At 41.0% G+C, this 18,272-nt stretch carries 11 protein-coding genes; all 11 read left to right on the top strand.

Translation table 11 applies throughout. The features are described from left to right. The first annotated feature begins 1 nt into the window (after window position 1). Window positions 2–1,600, top strand: coding sequence for an accessory Sec system protein Asp1 (gene asp1 / locus SORDD05_RS08965; protein WP_061419228.1), 1,599 nt, complete (start codon window positions 2–4; stop codon window positions 1,598–1,600). Further along, complete coding sequence (gene asp2 / locus SORDD05_RS08960; protein ID WP_061419225.1) at window positions 1,587–3,167, top strand: accessory Sec system protein Asp2; 1,581 nt, start codon at window positions 1,587–1,589, stop codon at window positions 3,165–3,167. Before asp1 ends, asp2 begins: the two co-directional genes overlap by 14 nt. Further along, on the top strand, window positions 3,164–4,198 hold the full coding sequence (asp3, locus tag SORDD05_RS08955; RefSeq protein WP_061419222.1) for an accessory Sec system protein Asp3: 1,035 nt from the start codon (window positions 3,164–3,166) through the stop codon (window positions 4,196–4,198). The genes asp2 and asp3 overlap by 4 nt, the downstream gene beginning before the upstream one ends. Next, window positions 4,188–6,575, top strand: a complete 2,388-nt coding sequence (gene secA2, locus SORDD05_RS08950; RefSeq protein WP_061419219.1) for an accessory Sec system translocase SecA2 — start codon at window positions 4,188–4,190, stop codon at window positions 6,573–6,575. The genes asp3 and secA2 overlap by 11 nt, the downstream gene beginning before the upstream one ends. Window positions 6,576–6,643: 68 nt before the next feature. Beyond that, entirely contained in the window at window positions 6,644–8,911 is a 2,268-nt protein-coding gene (locus SORDD05_RS08945; RefSeq protein WP_061419216.1) for a serine-rich family protein, read from the top strand. Window positions 8,912–8,962: 51 nt separating this feature from the next. Then, window positions 8,963–10,138 carry a family 1 glycosylhydrolase gene (locus tag SORDD05_RS08940; RefSeq protein ID WP_061419213.1) on the top strand — a complete coding sequence of 392 codons (1,176 nt, stop codon included), beginning with the start codon at window positions 8,963–8,965 and terminating at the stop codon, window positions 10,136–10,138. 254 nt (window positions 10,139–10,392) lie between these two features. Beyond that, window positions 10,393–11,079, top strand: coding sequence for a hypothetical protein (locus SORDD05_RS08935; RefSeq protein ID WP_061419210.1), 687 nt, complete (start codon window positions 10,393–10,395; stop codon window positions 11,077–11,079). A gap of 14 nt (window positions 11,080–11,093) precedes the next feature. After that, complete coding sequence (gene gtfA / locus SORDD05_RS08930; RefSeq protein WP_061419207.1) at window positions 11,094–12,623, top strand: accessory Sec system glycosyltransferase GtfA; 1,530 nt, start codon at window positions 11,094–11,096, stop codon at window positions 12,621–12,623. Between the two features lie 27 nt (window positions 12,624–12,650). Beyond that, window positions 12,651–13,979 (top strand): accessory Sec system glycosylation chaperone GtfB, encoded by a 1,329-nt coding sequence (gene gtfB, locus SORDD05_RS08925; protein ID WP_061419204.1) that lies wholly within the window; start codon window positions 12,651–12,653, stop codon window positions 13,977–13,979. A gap of 68 nt (window positions 13,980–14,047) precedes the next feature. Then, a complete protein-coding gene (locus tag SORDD05_RS08920) occupies window positions 14,048–14,224 on the top strand; it encodes a hypothetical protein (RefSeq protein WP_000066115.1) in 177 nt (58 codons plus the stop codon). Window positions 14,225–14,663: 439 nt separating this feature from the next. Further along, window positions 14,664–18,272 (top strand): KxYKxGKxW signal peptide domain-containing protein (locus SORDD05_RS08915; RefSeq protein WP_196757206.1); only part of this gene is annotated, 3,609 nt, incomplete at its 3' end.

The following is an 18,272-nucleotide window of genomic DNA, read 5'->3' as shown; positions in this document are numbered from 1 at the left end:
TATGTTTTACTTTGTACCATCTTGGTATAGACAAGATCGGAAATGGTATTCTACCACCCTGCCTTTCTATTACGTGTCTAAAAATATGATGTTTGATGATGCGGTGAATTTGCTGCGGATGTTTCAGCAATCAGGAGAGGCAAATACCACTCTGATTTTGAACTATTCACCACATATTCGAACCTTTCTTTATCAGCAAAGAATATTGCCAGAAACTGTATGGAATCTATTTGATACCATACAAGGTCTGACGGATGTATCTGTACGTAAAATTCGTCTGGAAGATATTAAATGGCCTCAAGGAGTAGAATTCTTCTATACTCCTTTTATGATTGAGGTATATTTAAATCAAGAACACTATGCTAAAATTAACTTTTCACAAACAGGTAATTTCTTTGATATTACTTATTTTGAGGGTGGACAGACAAATCATCAGTTGATTTTTGATGATCGTGGATTTGTTTCAAGCATCATCTATTTTGAAAATGATCAACCTTACTACCAAGATTATTTAAATTTACAAGGTACATGGCAGTTTAGGGAATTTTTGGGCACAGAAAATCATCAAGTACTTATCAACCCTGAGGCGCAGGCTACATTTGCAAAAGAAGTTTACCGAGATATCGAAGAATTGATCAATGAAAAACTAGATCAGTATCTAACTTCTGCGCTAACCAAGGATGATACGATTGTGATTTCGTCAGATGTGCAGCACAATCACTTTTTCCAAAAGATTAAGGAAAACCATCATGTTATCTTGTCTTTTTTTGGAGATCGCTATCCAATTACAAACCAGGAGCAGCTGCTAACTGATTTGACAGACACGCCGTTCTTCGTTGTTGATAGTTTAAATAAAATTGAAACGATAGCAGCTAATGTTGATCTAGAACAGTTGCCAGGATTTTATGAGATTCCGCCTTATGATACTCATCTAAACCTAGGACATAGTCAAAGAAAAAAAGAGTTAATTGTTTACGTCAATTACGACAATCTACCAGCAGATCAAATTCAATATGTGTTTACGACTTTGTTTGAAATGATGTTGAAAAATGAATGGATTGACTTGCTGGTTGGAACACAAAGTCAGGATTTTGGTCGAGAGGCCTATATAAAACAGGTACTAGAAAGCTATCGATCTCTTAAGCCAGAATATGAACAAGAATTGATTTTTGTTGATAAAGAGAAGAGAGCGAGAGGTGAAAACCGAGTTCTTGATGATGAAGAGGAGATTGTTCGCGAACGGATTGATATTGAGACCATTCATAGCGACAGCGATTTGATTAAAGTTCTGAAGTACGTTCGTATTATACTAGATTTGGGAACTCCAGCTGATGTGTTGACTCAAATCGCTGGCATTAGTGGAGGGATCCCTCAGGTTAACTTGTATAGTTCCTCTTATGTGAAGCATGGAGAAAATGGTTGGATTCTAGATGATATTTCAGATTTCGAAGAGGCACTCTTATACTACCTCACAAACTTAGAACATTGGAATCAATCTCTAGTTCACTCAGTCAAGAAGATTGAACAGTATACAAGGGGTGAGATTGTCGATATGTGGAAAAATACCATAAAGGAATTAAAGGGAAATGAAAAAAATTAGTGTTTTGCAAATTGCTGATGAAAATTGGCAGGAGCAATATGAAATTCCTAGTAATATAAAATGGACATTTGTCAAACCAGAAGACATCGTCTCTTTATTGCCAGAAGATATCGGGATCTTAAATAGAGAAGTTGAGGCGGAAAACGGGAAAAAAAAGAAGAAAAAAGTAGACAAACCGTTTGATGTCGTGTTAGTAGATACTGCTGAATATTTAGAGTATGTCACTATCTTGGATCAGAAAATTCAGGTTTACCGTCTGTTCTATCATGAGCGTTGTCAAATCACTACAAAAACGCTGGAACGATTTCTTTTGCGCAAAAAAGCTGTGAAAACAAATTTTGAAAATCCAGAGCAGATGCTACATATATTTTCACGTGGTTTTTTCTCCAAGCAAAATGGAACGAAACTAAGTGTTAATCATCTAGTCGCTGCACCATCTTTTGAGGGTCAAATCAGTTATGAAGGGACAAACTACCTTCGTTTGTGTGGCCGATACGGCGAGGATTATCAGACTATTGCGACCTATCAACATAATGTTTTTCTGAGTGGGGAGATGCCCTTAGATCTGTGGCCTGAGTTCAGAGTTTCAGAAGGTTGTTCGATCCGCTACGTTGTCAAAGGTTTTCCAGCTGGAAATTCTCCCATGCAAGAATGGATTTATGATGAAACGAGCTTTGATCGGTCTCTGACGTTAGATGTAAATGATTCGTATTATTTGAGTATCAGTATTCAAGCAAAGGGACAAGGAATTGTAAAACTTGGTCCCTGCCACTATCGAGACTCCCATCTAGGCTATGGAGACTTGTTAGTCGGAGGAAAACGAATTAGCGATAAAAATAGAGAAGAACTGATTTATTTCTTCCATCCAGGAGATTTGAAACCACCGTTGAACATCTATTTTTCAGGGTACCGTCCTGCAGAGGGATTTGAAGGGTACTGGATGATGAATAATTTGGGATCGCCATTCTTACTAGTAGGGGATCCGCGTTCAGAGGGGGGCGCATTCTATCTTGGATCGGAGGAGCTGGAACAAAAACTTCTCCAAGTGGTTCATAACTGCTTAGATGAACTTGGTTTTACGAAGGAACAACTGACCTTGTCAGGTTTGTCAATGGGGACTTTTGGTGCTCTTTACTATAGTTCTAAGTTGGAGCCTCACGCCGTCATTGTCGGAAAACCTCTTGTCAACTTAGGAGATATGGCAGAAAATGAGTCAACTATTCGTCCGGGAGGATTTCCAACGTCACTGGATTTGGTGTACCGCACAATAGGAGAATTATCAAGTGAAGCTACAGCTCAGCTTAACGAACGTTTCTGGACGGCTTTTGAGTCAGCTGATTTCTCAAGAACAAAATTCATTATCTCCTTTATGTATCAAGATGACTATGATATGTCGGCCTATCCCGATATGCTGGATGAGTTAGGACAGCGAGATTACCGCGTCAGCGTTATCAGTAAGGGATTGACTGGACGACACAACGACGATACACAAGGTATTGTCGAATGGTTCTTTAATCAATATAAAACGCTATTAATGAATAGTTTTGAAAGGGAGTTTAAATCGTGAGATACAAGGAAGAAGTCTATTTTGCTTATTGGGATATCCAAAGCGTATCTCAGTATCTATACGGTTCATCTGTCAAACTGTTAGATGGTGGTCATGTTTTGTATGAAAACCAGTTCATGCCTTCGGGTACAGTTATTCATGAATGGCATTCACGGGCAAACTATCAGGCCTTACGCAATACGAGTCAGCTTCCTGAATTGAAACGTGGGCAAAACTATATTTTTGGCAGTCATATAGAAACCATCCCAGAAAATTCAACATACTTAAAGGTTGAATTTATGGATGCTCGAGATGAAGAAATTTCGAATCAAATCATTAAGCAGGGAGAGAGAGTCAGCGTATGCGTTCCAGATAATACACAATATTATAAGGTGCAGTTAGTCAGCTCGGGTTGTCATCGCTTCCTGTTTGAAGGGATTTATGTTGCTGAGGAGCAGTTGGCGGATTATACAGTGGATCGCTACTGGATATCTGATTTGCTTCATCAGGATTCCGAGAAAGAAACGATGTATGTTTGCTTTACTGAACCTGAACTCAATCGAACAGGCTTTATTCCAGAACGTGTTCGTGAACATTTCTCAAATGTATTGATTGTTAATTCGTCTTATAGAGAAGCGCTCTTATACATGGAGGAACGTTTTTACGAAACCTTGCTTGAAACGATTGAAGAATTAGCGCAAGAGCATCTTTTTGAAAAAGTGGCTTTTGTTGGTTATGGAGCGATTTCTAATATTGCGGCCTTGCATTACTCCAAACAATTTGGAAATTCATACGCTCTTGTGACGGATGAGTTTTTAAGCGAACTAGACTATCAACGCTTGCTGGAACGTTACCGTACTCGAGTAAATCCGCCTATTTTTAAAGAATTATTGCTACAGCAATTTAATCCGACAAAAGTTAAGGAATATGCGGACTTGAAGACTAGACCACGTGAACTAGCAAACATTGAATATTTATTAGATAAGTCATTTTTACTTCAAGCGATTGACTTGGAGAAAATTGAAGAGTGGATGAGAAAGAATGAAAACTAAACGATTCAATTTGACCAACTCCTATAAACTAATGCGTTACAAAAAGATTTTGGAGAAGGTTAATAAACTATCTGATAGTTATGCAGCTATGTCAAATGAGAAACTGCAAGCTCAGACAAAATGGTTTAAAGAACGCCTTTCTGGAGGAGAAAGCTTGCAGTCCATTTTGCCAGAAGCGTATGCAACCATTCGTGAGGCGGCCAAGCGTATATTAGGATTATATCCTTATGATGTTCAGGTTTTAGGAGCCTTGGTTATGCAAGACAATCAGATTGCAGAAATGAGAACAGGGGAAGGAAAAACCTTGACAGCTATCCTTCCTTTATACCTAAATGCCTTGACGGAAAAAAGTACGATCTTAGTCACGGCCAATGAATATTTGGCGGCGCGTGATGCCAAGCAAATGGCACCTGTTTTTCGATTTTTAGGAATGACAGTTGGAGTAGGTGTCTCGGAAGATCCGGCAAAAAAACTTAAAATTCCTCAAAAACAACAAATCTATAAGAATGATATTGTCTATACAACACATAGTGCGTTAGGGTTTGATTACCTAGAAGAAAACTTGGCGACATCTCAATCAAAGAAGTTTTTACCAAAATTTTATTTTTGTTTGGTCGATGAAGTAGATGCAGCCTTGCTAGATAGTGCGCAGATGCCGCTAATCATTTCAGGTTCTCCTCGGGTTCAATCCAACCTCTTTCTCTCGTGTGATGAGTTTGTGAAAACTCTAAAAGAAGGGGAAGATTTTAATTTAGACTCCACTCGGACGTCTGTATGGTTGACGAGAAAAGGAGTAAAGGAAGCAGAGGTTTATTTCCGCGTTCAGAATGCCTATGATCCAGATAATTACCAGCTCATTCGCCAAATTAACCTAGCTTTGAGAGCTAACCACTTATTTGAAAAAGATCGTCAGTACACGGTGGATAATGGCGAAGTTAAACTGATGGATGAGGCGACAGGACGTCTCTTGGAAGGAAATAAACTCCAATCAGGATTGCACCAAGCACTAGAAGCCAGAGAACGTGTGAAAATCACATTGGAAACGCGTTCGATGGCCTCTATTACCTATCAAAATTTATTTAGAATGTTTCCAAAATTAGCAGGAATGACGGGTACTGGTAAAGTTTGTGAGGAGGAGTTCAGAGACGTTTACGATTTGGGAGTCGTAGTTGTTCCTACACGAAAACCCAATTTACGAATTGATTATCCAGATGAAATCTATCTCACGATTCCTCAAAAATTATATGCTTCATTGGAGTATATCAAAAAATTACATAAAAAAGGCCAGCCAGTTTTAATTGCGACAGGATCGGTTGGAATGTCTGAGATTTATTCTATGCTCTTACTCCAAGAGGGAATCGCCCATAATGTGTTGAACGCCCATAATGCAGCAAAAGAGGCTGAGATGATCGCACTGGCTGGTAGACGTTCTGCAGTGACAGTAGCAACATCAATGGCAGGTCGTGGAACAGATATTATCTTGGAAGAAGGAGTTGCTGAGTTGGGTGGACTCGCTGTTGTTGGAACGGAGAGAATGTCCAGTGAGCGAGTGGATTTGCAGCTTCGTGGTCGTGCCGGACGACAAGGCGCTCCAGGATTGAGTAAATTCTTTATTTCTCTTGAGGATGATCTTATTTCCAAGTCTGGTAGCAAATGGATTAGTGAGTACTATCATAAAGAAATTGCAAAACCAGAGGAAAAACAAAAGATTCATTTGACCTCTCGTCGTATTAGATATGCGGTTGAAGAAGCTCAGAAGAATAGTGATAACGCGTCAGCGGCTTCCAGACGTTCAACGGAACGATATGATGAAAGTATCCGTATTCAGCGACAGATTATCTACAATAAGCGTAATAAGCTCATCTCCCATCCAGAATTTGATTTGACCTATTTCTTGTCTACTCTATCGGATGCAGTGGACATTTATACAAGTAAAACACCGTTTAAAGAGCGGGCGGATCTGTTTCGCTTTGTTTTGGATAATATTAGTTATTACTGCGAGGATATTCCAGAGGATCTAGATGTTACGGATTTACGGCAAGTTAAAAAGTTTTTATCCGACCTCCTTATTTCAGAGTACCAGCAGAAAAAAGATAAAATCAAGGATTTAGAGTTGTTCAATCAATTTCAAAGAACTGTCGTTTTGAGAGCTATAGATGACTGTTGGGTTGAGCAGGTTGACTATTTACAGCAATTTCAAGGTTTGGTGTCTAGTCAAGGGTATGCCCAAAAAAATCCTGTCTTTGAGTTTCATAAAGAAGCTTTTAAATCATACAAAGAAATGAATGCAGATATAAATCTAAACATTATAAAAAATATGGCATTGAGTTACATTAATATTAAGCCTTCTGGGAAGTTAGAAGTTTTCTTTGGCTAATACTTTGACAGATTCTGTTGTAGGCTTTATAATGATGATATAACTGTATTTTTGGAGAAAATCATATTATGAGTAAAAATAATAACAAAGAGCTAAAGGGATTTAAACGTTTGATATCAAAGTTTAAGCAAAAAGGTAAGGAAGATAGTGATTACCGTAGCCTAGACGCAACTAAATCAAAGCCCGTTAGTCGAAAACTCAAAGAGCAAAAGGAAATTATTCTGAGTGCTAGTGAAGAACTTGAGTTACCAACAGAGTCAGTTTCTGTCATGGAAGCCTTAGAAGACTTTCAGGAAAGGAACAGTTTGGGGGTAGCTGACTTGATAAAGAATGTTAGTCAGAGTTTGTCAACTAGCGCTTTAGCTTCCCTCAGCCTTTCTGTCGCAGATTCGTACAGTGAGTCGTTTAGCCAGAGTATATCAGCAAAAGGATTCTCACTTCGAGAGTCCATGTCTGAGAACTACTCATTAGCGGTCTCTTCTTCAGAATCTGAATTTGAGTCCCTTTCCTTGGTTGATAGCCTCTCTAATTCTGAGCATTTGACAGGAGAGTCCCTTTGTCAGGATACGGACGCATCCTCTTTGAGTGAAAGTATTGCATACTCCGAGTCCCTTTCTTATGATCAAAATCCTAGTGTCTCAGAGTCCCTCTCCTTGAGTGAATCGGAACAAGCGAGTCAGAGTGTTTCCGAGTCCGAGTTCTATAGTTTGAGCCAGAGTGAGTGGGAATCGATATCCGAATCTCAAAGTTACTCAGAGCAAGAGTGGTGGAGTTCTTCCGAATCGGAACAAGCGAGTCAAAGTGTTTCCGAGTCTGAGTTCTATAGCCTAAGCCAGAGTGAGTGGGAATCAGTTTCGGAATCTCAAAGTTACTCAGAGCAAGAGTGGTGGAGTTCTTCCGAATCAGAGCAAGTCAGTCAGAGTGTTTCCGAGTCCGAGTTCTATAGCTTGAGCCAGAGTGAGTGGGAATCGCTATCCGAATCTCAAAGTCACTCAGAAGCAGAGTGGTGGAGCTCTTCCGAATCAGAGCAAGTCAGTCAGAGTGTTTCCGAGTCCGAGTTTTATAGCCTGAGCCAGAGCGAGTGGGAATTGGTTTCCGAATCTCAAAGTTACTCAGAGCAAGAGTGGTGGAGTTCTTCCGAATCGGAACAAGCGAGTCAGAGTGTTTCCGAGTCTGAGTTCTATAGCCTGAGCCAGAGTGAATGGGAATCCATATCCGAATCCCAAAGCAACTCAGAATCAGAGTGGTGGAGCTACTCCGAATCAGAGAAAGCCAGTCAGAGCGTCTCTGAGTCCGAGTTCTATAGCCTAAGCCAGAGTGAGTGGGAATCGATTTCTGAATCTCAAAGTCACTCAGAATCAGAGTGGTGGAGCTACTCCGAATCAGAGCAAGCGAGTCAGAGTGTCTCCGAGTCAGAGTTTTATAGCTTGAGTCAGAGTGAATGGGAATCGATTTCTGAATCTCAAAGTCACTCAGAATCAGAGTGGTGGAGTTCTTCCGAATCAGAGCAAGCGAGTCAGAGTGTTTCAGAGTCTGAGTTCTATAGCCTGAGCCAGAGTGAATGGGAATCGATTTCCGAATCCCAAAGTTACTCAGAATCAGAGTGGTGGAGCTCTTCCGAATCAGAACAAGCGAGTCAGAGTGTCTCCGAGTCCGAGTACTATAGCTTGAGCCAGAGTGAATGGGAATCGATTTCTGAATCTCTTTCCTTGAGTGAGATGATTTCTCATCTACTTTCTGAGTCCGAGTCGTTAAGTTTGAGCAAAATCCTCTATCTCAGTGAGTCCGAATCCTTAAGTCAAAGTCAACAAATATCTGAATCTTTAAGTCAAAGTCAGAGTGTAGCTGATTCGGTGAGTTTTAGGAAAGCATCCTTATCTCAATCCTATAGTATGTTAGAATCAGAATTTGGTTCCTACAGACAGAGTGTAGCGGAGACAGAAGTATTCGCGCATGACTTGCATGCTTCGGAACGTCTGTATAAGAGCCTCTCTGAACTGGATATGAGCCCTCTAACTCACCAGCAAAAAGTGCAAGAAGTGATGACACCTGAAATTTTTGAAGAAGAATCATCTCAAGCACATATTGCTGAGGAGCAACAGGAGCTTGAAAATAGAGAGGAATCAATAAAGAATGTAGATTTGCAAGACTCTCTGAAACATCTGTCTCACTATTCAGAATCAAATGGAACAAATTTAAGGATGACGGAACGCCAACTCTATCACCTACTCAGACCAGGTTCGCAGCCCCTAGCACGTGACTTAAGAAATGTTGCAAGTGAATTGTCTGGTTTGGCTGCTATTACTCAAAAAAGGGAAGATGAGAAATCCTTCTAAACAGAACTTGCAATCATTAAATAGAAATAATAAAAATCAAAAGGAGTCACTATGATTAGAAATATGATGTCAAATAGTAACAAAGGTTTGGGTACTACAGATGTACTACCAGTTGACCAATCTCGGATAGAAGTTTTGAATGGAACAGTTGACTACAAAAATATACCTTTAGGATCCTATGATATCCTAGGGAGATTTGCTTCAGCAGGTCAGAGAGATTATACAGAAGAGCTGAATTTGATTCAATCAATGGGCTTTAATGCCTACAGAATTTCGATCTCTTGGGCACGTATCTTTCCAAATGGTGAAGAGTTGCAGCCGAGTGAAGAGGGATTGAAATATTATGAAGCAATCATCGATGACGTATTAGAAAAAGATATCGAACCGATTGTGACCTTGAGTCATTTTGACCTTCCGTTGAATCTATACGAAAAATATGGAGCTTGGAAAAGCCGCAAGATGATCGAACTCTTTGAGCGTTACGCAGAAGCTGTCTTTCAGTACTTTAAGGACAAAGTGAAGTATTGGATCACCTTCAATGAGTTCAACGTTTTGCACCATTTGCCGTTCCTTGGTGGAGGATTGTCTTTTGTAGCAGATGACAATCAAGAACAGGTGATTTGGCAAGCAGCTCATTATCAATTAGTTGCTTCTGCACGTGCAATTAAGCTCGGAAAAACAATCAATCCAGAGTTTCAGTTTGGTGGGATGATGGTTGTTAGTAAAAACTACAGTCAGCAAACTGAAAATGCTATTGATGTAATGGAAGCAGAAGTCAAAGATAGGGAAAATTATTTGTTTACAGACGTGCAAGTTCGTGGATACTATCCAAATCACTTTTTGCGTCGTTTGGAACGTGATCAAATCGCCTTGGATATTGAAAATGACGACCTCTTTGTCCTAAGAGATGGGAAAATTGATTTTATCAGCTTCAGTTATTATGCATCAAGCAATTCCCAAGAAGTTTTTATCAACAAATATGCAAGTAATGGTCAAGAACGAAATCGCATTGATTCTGTGGGACTTCGTCTCGTGATGAACAATCTCTACGACCGTTACCAAAAACCACTCTTCGTCGTGGAAGATGATGTTGTCTTGGATGATTCAAATAGTGTAGCAACTGAAGAATTGAAAACAAACATCCAAGAGATCGTGAAAACAGTCGAGTATGATGGTGTGGAATTACTTGGCTATACACCGCTTACTTGGACGGAACTAAATTTTTAAAATAGAGAGTAATGACTCGAATTCTTTCTAGTCTAGAAGTAGCGTTCATGTTTTACTTTTGAAAATGTCTGATCTGTTAATCAGGCATTTTTTTAGAAATGGATGAACTTTAAGCTAAGTTCGGGTTTTGCTTGATGACACATCAGGATATTTTCCTTGTTTGGAGCTTAGAAAAGAATAGCAATTTACGCTATTTTATGCTACAATGGGGATAGTGGTGTAAATCAGAATAAGTAAGGAATAGAGGGAGCAAAATGAGACTGAAGAAAACATTGTTCGGTAACTACCGTGCTAAGGAAGTCGAAGATTGTATCGAAGCATTAGAGGAAGGGTTCGATCGTGAAATTCAAAAGAAGAATGAAAAAATCGAATCCCTACGTAAAAAGATCGACTCTATGAAGAATCAAGAAAAAGAGATCGGTGAAGCAGTCATTTATGCCAAGTCTCTTGTCATTGAAGCTCATGATAGGGCTGAAAAAGAAGCTAAAGAAGTTTTGGAGAAAGCACAAAAAGACTACTTGGATACGAGAGAATCTATTCTCGAAGAAATCGATACTCTGACCAAAAAACGGGCAGAGGCTGAGAGATTGTATAATTTACAAAAAGAAAAAATTAAAAATATCATTAGTCGAATTGATGATTTTCTAGAACTGGACGATATCGATGGTAAACCAAAAGATATCAAAAAAATTCAAGAATTGCGTAAAGAACTTGAGAGACCAGAAGAAGTTGCTAAGGAGAAAGAAGAGGTGGTGCCTGAGAGAGAGAAAGTCCATCTCGAACAACCCCTTGCAAAAACAGGAACAGATAGTACCATCCCTGTCAGCTACATCACTTCACGTCGCGCAAAGCCTAAAAAGAAAGACGAAGATAAGTTAGATGATGATAAGGGCAAGAGAATCAAACGTCTTTCGAGAATTAAACGAGATAACTTTTTGTAAGAGGATAATCAAATATGACAATTTATAACATCAATTTGGGAATTGGTTGGGCGAGTAGCGGTGTAGAGTATGCACAGATCTACCGTGCAAAATTGCTTCGTAGTGTCGGCTTAGAAGCGAAGTTCATCTTTATGGATTTTATATCTGCCGATAACATTGAACATTTGACAAAGAATATTGGCTTTGAAGATTCTGAGGTTATCTGGCTTTATCAGTATTTTACAGATGTTAAAATTGCACCGACGACCTATACGCTAGCACAGGTCTTAGCGAGTTTCGATAAAGAGCCTCTTGAAATTATCCGTGACACCGATATGAAGACGATTCGACTAGTATTTGGTGATGGTGATTTCGTAACTTGTTATGCCTGTGATATGGATAAAGAGTTGATTGAACGCGCCGAAATTGTTTCGCGTGGTTGCCTGATTCAAAAAGAGTACTACACTTATACGAAGAATTTTGTTGAGTATTTTAGTCCGATGGATGGTCACGCGCAATTATATCAACGTACCTGGCTCAATGAAGATGGCAGTGTGGCATATGAGGAAATCATCAATGAAGTCGATGGTAGACAGGAAACGCAAGTCTATCGTTTCCCAAATCATGTTTTCTATTCTAAGCAAGAGTTTGTTGCGCATTTTATGAGAAGTTTAGCTTTGACGGACAAAGATTTGTTGATCTTAGACCGAGAGACAGATATTGGTCAAGCTATCTTTGCTAATAAGGGCGATGCAAAGCTAGTCGTAATCGTTCATGCAGACCACTTTAGTGAAAATCCTGCTGAGAAAGACTATATTTTGTGGAATAACTATTATGAGTATCAGTTTGAATATGCCGACGAAGTGGACTACATCATCAACTCGACCGATGCGCAAACGAACCTACTCAAAGAACAATTTGCTCAATATACAACCATCAAACCAAAGGAAATCTTGACTATTCCGGTAGGAAGTCTGGATCAATTGCGTCATCCAGAAGGCGAACGCAAGCCGTTTGGATTGATTACAGCTTCGCGCCTAGCCAGTGAAAAGCATATCGATTGGTTGATTCACTCCGTAGCGAAGGCACATGAGCAATTACCTGAAATCACTTTTGATATCTATGGTACGGGTGGTGAAAGAGCCATGTTGGAGCAGTTGATTCATGAGTTAAATGCAGAAGAATATATCCATCTGATAGGGCATCACCACATGGCAGATGTATATCGAAATTACTCCGCTTACCTGTCTGCCTCCACAAGTGAAGGATTTGGTTTGACCTTGTTAGAAGCGGTTGGCTCTGGTCTGCCAATTATTGGTTTTGATGTACGTTATGGAAATCCAACCTTTATCCGTGATGGGGAAAATGGCTACTTGATTCCTGAGGCACGTCCAGATGATCTGGATGCAATGACAACGGAATACGCAGAAAAAATTGTCCAGCTATTTACTCAACATTCCCAAGAAGATCTATCCCGTGTATCCTACGAGGTGGCAGAACCATATCTTGATGAGCATATAGCTCAACGTTGGTACGATCTGGTCCAATCTGCACAGCATCAGTAGAGATTCGAAAAGAAAGGCATAAACACTATGATTTGTTTATTTGAACGCTATGATCAAGCAAGTTTTGATTTGTTACGTTCACTTAAGACAGCTGGGCTAGACTGTCCTGTTGTCGTGATCCGAGACGATGGCTACCTCGCACCTGATGTCGAGTCTCCTTACAGCTACTTTACTGGAGATGTGGCTTCAGAGGACGATCTACCTCTTTATTTTAACCTTGTTCCAAAGCCTCATTTGTGGGAAATCCGCTCGAGTAATGTTAATGGTGAAATCTTAGATATGGGTAAGAAACGTGCCAATATCTTTTACCGTCAACCAACACACGAACGTCGCGTGCGTGCAGTCGAGTGGTTGGATGATCAAGGCCGTGTACGTGCTGCGGACATTTACAATCGCAAGGGACGTCTCTTTGCACAGATTACCTATGATGATGCCCAACGTCCAACTCATACACGCTACTTTAATCAAGATAACGTAACGGTGATTATGGAAAATCATCTAACAGAGGATATTGTCTTAACTCTTGATGGAAAACGCCATATTTTCAATTCTAAGCAGGAGTTTGTAATCTTTTACTTGCGATATCGTGGATATGATACAGATCGCATTATCTACAATTCTCTAGCAACACCATTTTTAGTAGCCGTTGGTCTGACTCCCAAAGAAGGACGAGCAGAGGATATTCTCTTCTGGCAGGAGCCGATTGGAGAGGAGTTGCCGGGTAACATGAAAGCAGCGATGCAGTTGCCACATCGCAACATCCGTATCGCAGTACAGGATAAGCAAGTTTATGATAAAATCCTCAAGCTTGCGACACCAAAAGAGAAAACTTACTTCCGCAATGTCGGTTATCTCTATCAATACCATCGCCTCAATAATATGAATCCAGAAGCCTTGATCCTGACGAATAGTGATCAAATCGAGCAAATTGAGCCACTTTTGACTCAATTACCAAATGTTCATTTCCATATTGGAGCGATTACTGAGATGTCAAGTCGTTTAATGGAATTAAATCGCTATCCGAATATTTCCCTCTATCCTAATATTCGTCCAGCTAAGGTGAATGAACTTTTTGCTCGCTGTGACTTGTATCTGGACATCAATATCAGTGATGAAATTCTCAATGGTAGTCGAACAGCTTTTGAGAATAATATGCTGATTCTCAGTTTTGAGACGACTTGTCACAATCGTCGTTTCGTTGCAGAAAGCCACATTTATCCGGTGGAAAATGTATCAGCCATGGTAGGCAAAATTCAGGGAGTTCTCTCTCTTCCGTCTGAAATGGAGGCTGCTCTTGCTAAGCAAAAACGGGCGGCGAATCAGGCTGATTTGGAATCCTACAAGGCAATTTTATAAGCTAATAAGACAAGGGCTTGCTTTCGATGAAAGCAAGTTCCTTTCTATCAACAGAAAAGGAGGAGCACATGTCTAACAAGGACAATGGAATTTTACAAGAACATATACGAGAACAGCTAGATAATCGAAAGAAACCCCTAAAAAGGGAGAAGCAAGATTTTAGCATGATTGCTGTGTTGGGCGGAGTTCTCTTTCTCGTCACCCTTTTGGTCACGCTACTCATGCAGTTGGGACACTTTTTCTAGGATTTTTTCTATATGGAGGAGCTCTCTAGAACAGATAAACCTTGACGATTTGCTCGTCAAGGTTTTTTTTGTCCCTGTCTAACTGAACTAGTGCGAAAGGGTGGGGAAAGTAGGAATTTCGGAAGATAATAAAATGCTTTTAACAACTTGAACCTTAAAAACGAATTATAGGTTAAAATCAGGCGTTTTCATTGGTTATTTCTTATATAAATGCTTGAAAAGGAGGAACCATTTTGATAAAATAGTAAATGGTACATACTAGATAAAAACGACTGGTATATACTAGGTGGGATCTGCTCTTTTCAAATCAAGGGGATAAAAACTGAAACTGACTGAGGTCTTTATTGATACTGGTTTTGGGAGAACAGTGCAACTTACGCTTTGTTAATGATCATGAGATTAACAAAGAGTAGCATTTAAAATAAAGGAAAGGAAACAAATGTTTCGAAATAAAAAATTTAACAAAGATTTCGAGATCGTAGATGAGAAAAAGCGTTACAAGCTTTACAAATCGGGGAAAAACTGGGTAAAAGCCTCGAACTCTCAATTGGATCTCTTCCGTATCGGTGGGATGGGCGAAGTTGTCTCTAGTACCCTGTCAGACACTGAAGAACTTGATCACGCACATCTTAGTTTTAACACACTAGCGGGTATAGGGGGAATCCTGGCCGCAGGAGCTGCAGGATTCGTGATGACTCAAGAACAAACTGTATACGCAGATGAAACATCTGAACATGCAGAAACGGATAAAACAGTCATCGCAGCTGAACCGAAAGCAGCTGAAACAACTGAAACAAGTACCAACTCAATCATTGCTCAAGCGCAAGCAGAAGTAAAGAAAGCTCAAGCAGAACAAGCCTCTGCAACAGCTTCTCTATCAGTCAGTCAATCTGCTGAGGCTCAAGCAAGTGTGAGTCAGTCAGCTTCAGTCAGTCAATCTGCCTCAGCGAGTCAGTCAACATCTGCAAGTCAATCAGCATCTGCTAGTGCCTCTGCCTCAGTCAGTCAGTCAACTGCTCCAGCATCTGAGTCAGCAAGTCAATCAACATCAGCTCCTGTATCAGCATCAGCAAGTGCAAAAGCCTCTGCATCCGTAAGCTCTACACCATCAGAGTCAGCGAGTGCTCCAGCACCTGCCTCTGTAGTTGAGAGTACATCAGTTGTTAGCGAACCATCAGCTCAGGCTTCTGTATCTACCTCAACATCTGCATCGCTCAACCTTAAGGTCAACCCTGCGGCAAGCCTTGTATCAGGTAGTGCTAACCAAAGTTTGGCAAGTGCAGCTGTTAGCGCAAGCCAAGCAGCAACGACCAGCAACAACATTGCGGCTGGTGTCGTAGCGGATAAGAACCAAGCCCAAGGTAAGGATACACTTAAACAAGGTGAGAAGGATCAAGCAGCAGACAAGCAAGTCACAACTGCACCGAAAGAAGCTGGTCAGTCTAGCACTCGTACTGCGGGCTACTCAGGTTTCAGAGCACCTGGAGATAGTATTGCGACTGAGAGCTCTTATCCTCAAACACGTGCAGGTGTTGTTCCTGGAGCAGGATATAATAGAAGTCAAATCAACCCTGCCATCGTACCAGATAGTGCTGTTGCGACGATTAATACAAATAGAAATTCAGCAACAACGATGCATCCAAAAGACTACTATGAAACGCATTTGAATGCACGTCAACAGGAATCTTATGATACGACTTACTACTTCAAGAGCCCAAGTGGTAAAGCACTGACGATTACTGATGCTTCTGAAGAAGTTGGTTATGAAGGTATTTCTGGCACTAATAGATGGGCTAATACCAATAAGCTAACTAATCTGGGGCTCAAAGCGCAGATTACAAACAACTCTGTCCGTTTCTATGGTGCAGCTACTAAAGAAGGCTTTGCCCGTGTAGCTATAAAAGCAACAGACTCAGATGGCAACTCAACCATTTTCCGCTTCTTCTTTGACTCTTATCGTACAGGAACAAAGACAGGATTTAATAATACTCTTGAAAAGGCTGTCTTTAACCATTCTGTAGATAGTGATGCTACTACTACAAGCAAATATTTTGAAGATGCACAAAACGGCAAGCGCATCTACGATGAGAACCTCTACATCCACGTTAAAAACAAAGATTTCCAAAATGGAGCTTTTGGTAAAAAGGAAACAGGATTTATAACAAGTGATGCCAATGGGATGTTAAAAGCACCGCAGTTGGAGGTTGTTGGTGGACAGCGTTATTTGGCAAATAAAGGTGTGCAGTATGATCTTAAGTTTATACCCGCTAAGACCGGTGGTCATGTTGGTGCAGTGAACTTTGTCGGGACACCAAATGCTAGTGCTTCTGGATACCATGAAATTGTATTAGCTATCCGTGATGGTCAAGGAAATGCCCAGTATCGTCCTGTTGGTATTTACCTGGCTCCTAAACCAGACACCACTAAACCAGTTGCTCAAACTCAAGACTTTGAAGTAGAACAAGGTAAGACTTTTGACAAGACATTTACAGTAACGGATGATTCTGGTGAGTTTGATCTTGCTAAGACCTTTATTGGAACAGGAACTACATCTAATCCTGCAAAACCTTGGATCCAATACGAGGTTAAAAAAGAAGGTAATCAACTTAAAGTTCGTGTGTACGGTACAGTACCAAATGATGCTACTGTGGAAGAATTGACAAATTTCCTTGTTGCAGCAGATAAAGCTGGGAATGTTAACTCAACTTCTAATGAGCGTTTGTCAGCTTCAAAAGGTGGCACACCTGTTAACGGACAGTTTAAAGTTAAAGTTATTCCGAATAAGGAGTCGCAGTCCGCATCTACAAGTTCGAGTCAAAGCGCTTCAGCATCTGTAAGCTCAAGTCAAAGTGCCTCAGCGAGCGCCTCGCTTAGTGCAAGTCGCTCAGCTTCAGCATCAGCAAGTGCAAGTCAATCAGCATCAAGCTCAGCAAGTGCCTCACTTAGTGCAAGTCGCTCAGCTTCAGCGAGCGTAAGTTCAAGCCGTTCAGCTAGTGCCTCGGCGAGTGCATCACTTAGCGCAAGTCGCTCAGCCTCAGCGAGCGTAAGTTCAAGCCGTTCAGCTAGTGCCTCAGCGAGTGCATCACTTAGCGCAAGTCGCTCAGCCTCAGCGAGCGTAAGTTCAAGCCGTTCAGCTAGTGCCTCAGCGAGTGCATCACTTAGCGCAAGTCGCTCAGCTTCAGCGTCTGTAAGCTCAAGTCAATCAGCTTCAGCGTCTGTAAGCTCAAGTCAATCAACTAGCGCATCAGTATCAGCAAGTCAATCAACTTCAGCATCAGTAAGCTCAAGTCAATCAGCTAGCGCATCAGTAAGTGCAAGTCAATCAGCTAGCGCATCAGTATCAGCAAGCCAATCAGCAAGTGCCTCTGTATCAGCAAGCCAATCAGCTTCAGCTTCTGTAAGCACAAGTCAATCAGCTTCAGCGTCTGTATCAGCTAGCCAATCAGCTTCAGCATCAGTAAGTGCAAGTCAATCAACTTCAGCATCTGTAAGTGCAAGCATTAGTGCTAGCCAATCAGCATCAAGCTCAGCAAGTGCGAGTCAAAGTGCTTCAGCAAGTGCTAGCGTAAGTGCTTCAGTAAGCTCAAGCCAAAGTGCTTCAGCATCAGTAAGTGCCAGTCACTCAGCATCTGTATCTGCAAGCCAATCAGCTAGCGCATCAGTATCTGCAAGCCAAAGTGCTTCAACATCAGTAAGCGCAAGCCAATCAGCTTCAGCTTCAGCATCTGACAACCAGAACTCAGCTTCTATCTCAGCAAGCGCGAGCCAGTCTGCGTCAGTATCAGCAAGCCAAAGCGCTTCAGCATCAGTAAGTGCAAGCATCAGTGCAAGCCAATCAGCATCAAGCTCAGCAAGTGCGAGCCAAAGTGCCTCAGCAAGTGCAAGCGTAAGTGCTTCTGTAAGCTCAAGCCAATCAGCTTCAGCATCAGTAAGTGCAAGTCACTCAGCATCTGTATCAGCTAGCCAATCAGCCAGCGCCTCTGTATCAGCAAGTCAAAGTGCTTCAACATCAGTAAGCGCGAGCCAAAGTGCCTCAGCTTCGGCATCT

Origin of the sequence: Streptococcus oralis (assembly GCF_001578705.1) — a bacterium.
GTDB classification, from domain to species: Bacteria; Bacillota; Bacilli; order Lactobacillales; family Streptococcaceae; genus Streptococcus; species Streptococcus oralis_J.
Note: the sequence above shows the minus strand (reverse complement) of the source record. Positions and strands in the feature narration are given on the sequence as shown.